We start from the raw sequence: 6,070 nt of genomic DNA on the forward strand, positions 1-6,070 counted from the left end.
ACGTAGAATTCCCAACGAACGACCCGCTGATCAAGAGTCAGCTGCTCCGCCGTCTCACCGGAATTTAACCGCATTGGTGCAGCATGGGCAGCACTGCTAGCATCCATTGATTCAAACGCTTTTCGTACGGTTGCCCTTCATGAGCCAGAAATCCTGCCTGTCCGTCATCCTTGCCGCCGGCGAGGGCACGCGCATGAAGAGCGCGCTGCCCAAGGTGCTGCATCCTATCGCCGGGCTGCCGATGGTGGCCCATGTGGTGAAGGCGGCCGAGGCCGCCGGCAGCGGCGATCTGGCGCTGGTGATCGGCCATGGCGTGGAGGAAATGCGCAAGGCGGCGCAGAAATTTGCGCCCAAGGCGGAGACCTTCGTGCAGGAGAAGCGGCTCGGCACCGCGCATGCCGTGCTTGCAGCGCGTGCAGCAATATCAAAGGGTTACGACGACATCCTGGTGATGTTCGGCGATACACCGCTGATCGATCCGGAAGCGCTTGCCGTCGCGCGGCGGAAACTGGCGGAAGGTGCCGCCGTCGTCGTCGTCGGGTTCCGTCCGCCCAACCCGACCGGCTATGGCCGCCTGATCGAGAAGGGCGGCCGGCTCGTCGCCATCCGCGAGGAGAAGGATTGCTCGGCGGAGGAGAAGAAGATCGGCTTCTGCAATGCCGGCATGATGGCGGTGGCGGGCAAGCACGCGCTCGAACTGCTCGACAAGGTCGGCAACAGCAACGCCAAGGGCGAGTTCTATCTCACCGACATCGTCGAGATCGCCGGCGCCCGAGGCCTGGACGTCGTGGCGACGGAAGCCAGTTTCGAGAGCGCGCTCGGCATCAACAACCGGGCCGAACTCGCCGAGGCGGAAGGCATCTGGCAGGCGCGCCGGCGGCGCGAGGCGATGCTGTCCGGCGTGACGCTGATCGCGCCCGAAACCGTATATTTCTCGCACGACACCGAAATCGGCGCCGACGCAGTGGTCGAGCCCAATGTCTGGTTCGGCCCGGGCGTCAGGATCGCCACGGGCGCCAGGATCCATGCCTTCAGCCACATAGAGGGGGCAACGATCGCCGCCAATTGCGATGTCGGTCCGTTCGCGCGGCTGCGGCCGGGTGCCGACCTCAAGCAGAAGGCCAAGGTGGGCAATTTCTGCGAAGTCAAGCAGGCGACGATCGAGGAGGGCGCCAAGGTCAACCACCTGACCTATATTGGCGATGCGCGGATCGGCGCCGGGGCCAACATCGGCGCCGGCACCATCACCTGCAACTATGACGGCTATTCGAAATTCTTCACCGATATCGGCGAGGGCGCCTTCATCGGCTCCAACTCCTCGCTGGTCGCGCCTGTCTCGATCGGCAATGGCGGCTATATCGCCTCGGGCAGCGTGATCACCGAAAGCGTGCCCGACGATGCATTGGCCTTCGGTCGCGCCCGCCAGAAGACCATTCCCGGCAAGGGCAAGGAAATACGCGAGCGCTTTGCCTCGGCGGCAGCGAAAAAGAAAGCCGGCGCCGACCACTAGCGGTCAGCCGGCGGGCTCGCTTTCCTTGCCGAAAGCGGCGGTCACTTCGATCCGACGATCGACTTGTTGAATTCAGGCAGGTCTTCGGCAGGGATCCAGTATTCCAGATGCGCCTTGCTGCCGGCATGCTCGACCCGGTACCGGTCGAGAAAACTCTTCAACACGTCAAACCGGGTGACGAAACCCTTGCCGCTTGCGGGTACGTTCCAGTCGCGTGCGATCTGCACGGCGTAGGCTTCGGATAGGACCGGATAGAAAATCGGCTGTTCGGGCAGCCGTGGCGGAAACGCCCGCATGCCCGATGCCTCGATCAGCTTCAGCTCTTGTGATCCGACAGGACGCCAGAGTGCCACCGTGGGTTTGGCTACGCTCATGGCCAGACTTTAGCCAGATATTTCTGAAACGAGAACCAAGCGCTTGAAAAACCGAACGATTGCAGTAATCGGATTGCAACAGCGGTCTGTCAGGGTGCATTGCGAGCAAGACCCGTTCCGCTGACACGGAACGAAACGCAAAGTGACTTTCACGGCAGGCCCGCAATCCCTAGATAGCGCTGGGTTTCTGCAGGGAATCGGGGGTAACGGCCATGTGCGGCATCGTCGGAATTGTCGGCCATTCGCAGGTCGCGCCGCTCATCGTCGACGCGTTGAAGCGGCTGGAATATCGCGGCTATGACTCGGCCGGCGTCGCCACCATCGAAAATGGCGAGCTCGGCCGCCGCCGCGCCGAAGGCAAGCTGATCAACCTCGAACGCCGGCTGAGGGAAGAGCCGCTCGACGGCACGATCGGCATCGGCCACACGCGCTGGGCCACCCATGGCGTGCCGAACGAGACCAATGCGCATCCGCATTTTTCCGACGGCGTCGCGATCGTCCACAACGGCATCATCGAGAATTTCGCCGAACTGCGCGACGAGCTGACCCGCGACGGCTACAGCTTTTCCTCGCAGACAGACACCGAGGTCGTCGCGCATCTGGTAGCCCGCGAACTCGCCAAAGGGCTGAAGCCCGTCGAGGCCGCGCACCAGGCGCTGAAGCGGCTCTCTGGCGCCTTTGCGCTGGCCATCATGTTCAAAGGCGACGAAGACCTCATCATAGGCGCCCGCAACGGTCCGCCTCTGGCAGTCGGCCATGGCGACGGCGAGATGTTCCTCGGATCCGACGCCATTGCGCTGGCGCCCTTCACCAACTCGATCACCTATTTGGAAGACGGCGACTGGGCTGTGGTGCGCCGCAACGAGGTCGCCATCTTCGACATGGACGGCAACAAGGTCGACCGCAAGCGCCAGCAGTCGCTGTCGACCGGTTTCATGGTCGACAAGGGCAACCGGCGGCATTTCATGGAAAAGGAAATCCATGAGCAGCCGGAGGTGATCTCGCACACGCTGGCGCATTACGTCGACTTCATCTCCGGTGTGTCGAAGCCGCTCGAGCTGCCCTTCGATTTCGCCAAGATCGGCCGGCTGGCGATATCGGCCTGCGGCACCGCCTATCTGGCAGGCCTGATCAGCAAATACTGGTTCGAGCGCTATGCGCGGCTGCCGGTCGACATCGATGTCGCCTCGGAATTCCGCTACCGCGAGATGCCGCTGTCGTCGAACGACGCCGCCTTGTTCATCTCGCAGTCGGGCGAGACCGCCGATACGCTGGCCTCGCTGCGCTACTGCCGCCAGGCCGGCATGAAGATCGGCGCGGTCGTCAATGTGCGCGAATCGACCATGGCGCGCGAGTCCGACGTCGTCCTGCCGACACTGGCCGGGCCTGAGATCGGCGTCGCCTCGACCAAGGCCTTCACCTGCCAGCTCTCAGTGCTGGCTTCGCTCGCAGTGCGGGCGGGCGTGGCGCGCGGCACGATCTCGCGCGATGAGGAGAAAGTGCTGGTGCGCGAGCTTTCAGAGGCGCCCCGCTTCGCCAACCAGGTGCTGAAGCTGGACAGCCAGATCGAGCGGATCGCGCGCGAGCTGTCCCGCTACAGCGATGTGCTCTACCTCGGCCGCGACACCAACTTCCCGCTGGCCATGGAAGGCGCGCTGAAGCTCAAGGAAATCTCCTATATCCATGCCGAGGGCTATGCCGGTGGCGAATTGAAGCATGGACCGATCGCGCTGATCGACGAGCACATGCCAGTCATCGTCATCGCTCCGCATGACCGCATCTTCGAAAAGACGGTGTCCAACATGCAGGAAGTTGCGGCGCGCGGCGGCAAGATCATCCTGATCACCGACAGCAAGGGCGCGGCGCAGGCGAGCGTGAAGACGATGGAGACAATCGTGCTTCCCGAGGTGCCGGAGATCATCTCGCCGATCATCTATGCGCTGCCGATCCAGATGCTCGCCTATTTCACCGCAGTGTTCATGGGCACCGACGTCGACCAGCCGCGCAATCTGGCGAAGTCGGTGACGGTGGAGTAGCTGAATCTGCGCCGTTCCGCCGCGGGCGCTCTTTAAAAACTTCGCAGTTCCAAACCGTGTTGCGGTTCACTAATGTTGCGGCGCAACCTGCGCTGCGGTGATCCATGTCCGACGCCCCGAAGACCTCAGGCATGACCCGGCTCAGGAACTATTTCCTGACGGGCTTCATTGTTTGCGCGCCGCTGGCGATTACCGCCTATATCGCCTGGTCCTTCATCCGCTGGGTCGATTCCTGGGTGAAGCCCTATATCCCGCTGCGCTACAGCCCGGACACCTATCTGCCGTTCCCGGTTCCCGGCTTCGGTCTCATCGTTGCGCTGGTGCTGATCACGCTGATCGGCTTCATGACCGCCAACATCGTCGGCCGCGCCATTGTCAATTTCGGCGAGCGGCTGCTTGGCCGCATGCCGCTGGTGCGCGGCATCTATGGTTCGCTGAAGCAGATTTTCCAAACGGTGCTCTCGAACAAGGGCGACATGTTCCGCCAAGTCGGGCTGGTCGAATATCCGCGCAAGGGCATCTGGTCGCTGGTCTTCGTCGCCAGCGAGAAGGAAACCGAGATCAACCAGAAGCTCGACCAGGAAGGGGACCCGCTGATTGCGGTGTTCATGCCGTGCACGCCGAACCCGACCACCGGCTTCCTGATGTATGTGCTGAAATCCGATATCGTGCTGCTCGACATGACAATCGAGGACGGCGCCAAGCTGATCGTTTCGGCCGGACTGGTGGCGCCCGAGGTGAAGAGCAAGCTGGTGACCGTAAACGGCGAGCAGATCGAGGGCACCTCGCCAATCCGCCGATAGGCGCCGGGCCTCAGCCGGCGCGCAGCAGGCGCACGGCCTCGTCACGGCCGAACAGGTAGAGCAGCAGGCGCAGCGCCTCGCCGCGTTCGGACTGCAGTTCCGGATCGCGTGACAGGATCAGCCTGGCGTCGTCGCGCGCGGCCTCGAGAAGATCGGCATGCGCCTCGATGCGCGCTACCTGGAAACCCGGCGTGCCGGACTGGCGCGTGCCCAGCAACTCGCCTTCGCCGCGCAGTTTCAAATCTTCTTCGGCGATCAGGAAGCCGTCCTCGGTCTCGCGCATCACCGACAGGCGGCGCTTGGCCGTCTGGCCGAGCGGGTCCTTGTAAAGCAGCACGCAGGAGGAGGGCTTGTCGCCGCGCCCGACGCGGCCGCGCAACTGATGCAGTTGGGCAAGACCGAAGCGCTCGGCATGCTCGATGACCATGATCGTGGCGTCCGGCACGTCGACGCCGACTTCGATGACGGTGGTGGCTATCAGGATGCGTGTCTCCCCCTGCTTGAAGGCGCGCATCGCCTCGTCCTTCTCGGCACCCTTCATGCGGCCATGCACGAGGCCGATCTGGTCGCCGAAGAGCGGCTTCAGCGAGGCGAAGCGATCCTCCGCCGACATCAGCTTGACCTCTTCGGATTCCTCGACCAGCGGGCAGATCCAATAGATCTTCTGGCCGTCAGCGACGGCGTCGCGCATGCGCCCGACCAACTCGTCCAGCCGCTCCAGCGGCAGCGTGACGGTGCGGATCGGCTGACGGCCGGCGGGTTTCTCGGTCAGCTTGGAGACATCCATGTCGCCAAAGGCGGTCAACACCAGCGTGCGCGGGATCGGCGTTGCCGTCATCACAAGCATGTCGGGCGCGTCGCCCTTGGCGGTGATGGCAAGCCGCTGGTGGACGCCGAACCGGTGCTGCTCGTCGACGACGGCCAGGACGAGATCGTGGAACGTGACCGATTCCTGGAACAGGGCGTGCGTGCCGACGACGATGTCGATCTCACCGCTGGCCAGCCCTGCCAGTGTCTCCGTGCGCTCGCGACCCTTTTCGCGGCCGGTGAGGATGGCGGTGCGCAGGCCTGCCTTTTGCGCCAGGGGCGCGATGGTTGCCAGGTGCTGGCGCGCCAGGATTTCGGTCGGCGCCATCAGCGCCGCCTGGCCGCCAGCCTCGACGGCGCGCGCCATGGCAAGGAGTGCCACCACCGTCTTGCCGGAGCCGACATCGCCTTGCAGCAGGCGCAGCATGCGCTCCGGGTCGGCGAGATCGGCAAGGATTTCGGCGAGCGCGAATTCCTGCGAAGGCGTCAGCGAGTAGGGGAGTGCTTCGCGCAGCTTTTCGACGACGCTGCCATCGCCGG

General features: G+C 63.8%; 4 protein-coding genes and 1 pseudogene. 3 read left to right on the forward strand and 2 right to left on the reverse strand.

The annotated features are described in order from the left end of the window. The first annotated feature begins 139 nt into the window (after positions 1 to 139). On the forward strand, positions 140 to 1,510 hold the full coding sequence (gene glmU / locus EN745_RS27525) for a bifunctional UDP-N-acetylglucosamine diphosphorylase/glucosamine-1-phosphate N-acetyltransferase GlmU (protein ID WP_126054307.1): 1,371 nt from the start codon (positions 140 to 142) through the stop codon (positions 1,508 to 1,510). A gap of 41 nt (positions 1,511 to 1,551) precedes the next feature. Here the strand turns inward: glmU and EN745_RS27530 are convergent, their stop codons facing one another. Continuing rightward, on the reverse strand, positions 1,552 to 1,884 hold the full coding sequence (locus tag EN745_RS27530) for an ADP-ribosylation/crystallin J1 (protein WP_127422707.1): 333 nt from the start codon (positions 1,882 to 1,884) through the stop codon (positions 1,552 to 1,554). 212 nt (positions 1,885 to 2,096) lie between these two features. On the opposite strand from EN745_RS27530, the gene glmS reads away from it, so the two are divergent. Both glmS and EN745_RS27540 read left to right on the forward strand, forming a co-directional pair. Beyond that, entirely contained in the window at positions 2,097 to 3,920 is a 1,824-nt protein-coding gene (glmS, locus tag EN745_RS27535) for a glutamine--fructose-6-phosphate transaminase (isomerizing) (RefSeq protein ID WP_127422708.1), read from the forward strand. A 104-nt stretch (positions 3,921 to 4,024) separates the two neighbouring features. Continuing rightward, positions 4,025 to 4,782: pseudogene (locus EN745_RS27540) on the forward strand (DUF502 domain-containing protein). Here EN745_RS27540 and recG read toward each other — a convergent pair. Then, positions 4,734 to 6,070: ATP-dependent DNA helicase RecG (gene recG / locus EN745_RS27545; RefSeq protein WP_127422709.1), on the reverse strand; the 1,337-nt coding region annotated here is incomplete at its 5' end. The pseudogene EN745_RS27540 and the gene recG overlap by 49 nt on opposite strands.

Origin of the sequence: Mesorhizobium sp. M4A.F.Ca.ET.022.05.2.1, assembly GCF_003998845.1 — a bacterium.
In the GTDB taxonomy this organism is placed as follows: Bacteria; Pseudomonadota; Alphaproteobacteria; order Rhizobiales; family Rhizobiaceae; genus Mesorhizobium.

Excerpts from the sequence above, each read along its gene's own strand:
- EN745_RS27530 (WP_127422707.1), bottom strand. The coding sequence starts at position 1,884 with ATGAGCGTAGCCAAACCCACGGTGGCACTCTGGCGTCCTGTCGGATCA.
- glmS (WP_127422708.1), top strand. The coding sequence starts at position 2,097 with ATGTGCGGCATCGTCGGAATTGTCGGCCATTCGCAGGTCGCGCCGCTC.
- glmU (WP_126054307.1), top strand. The coding sequence starts at position 140 with ATGAGCCAGAAATCCTGCCTGTCCGTCATCCTTGCCGCCGGCGAGGGC.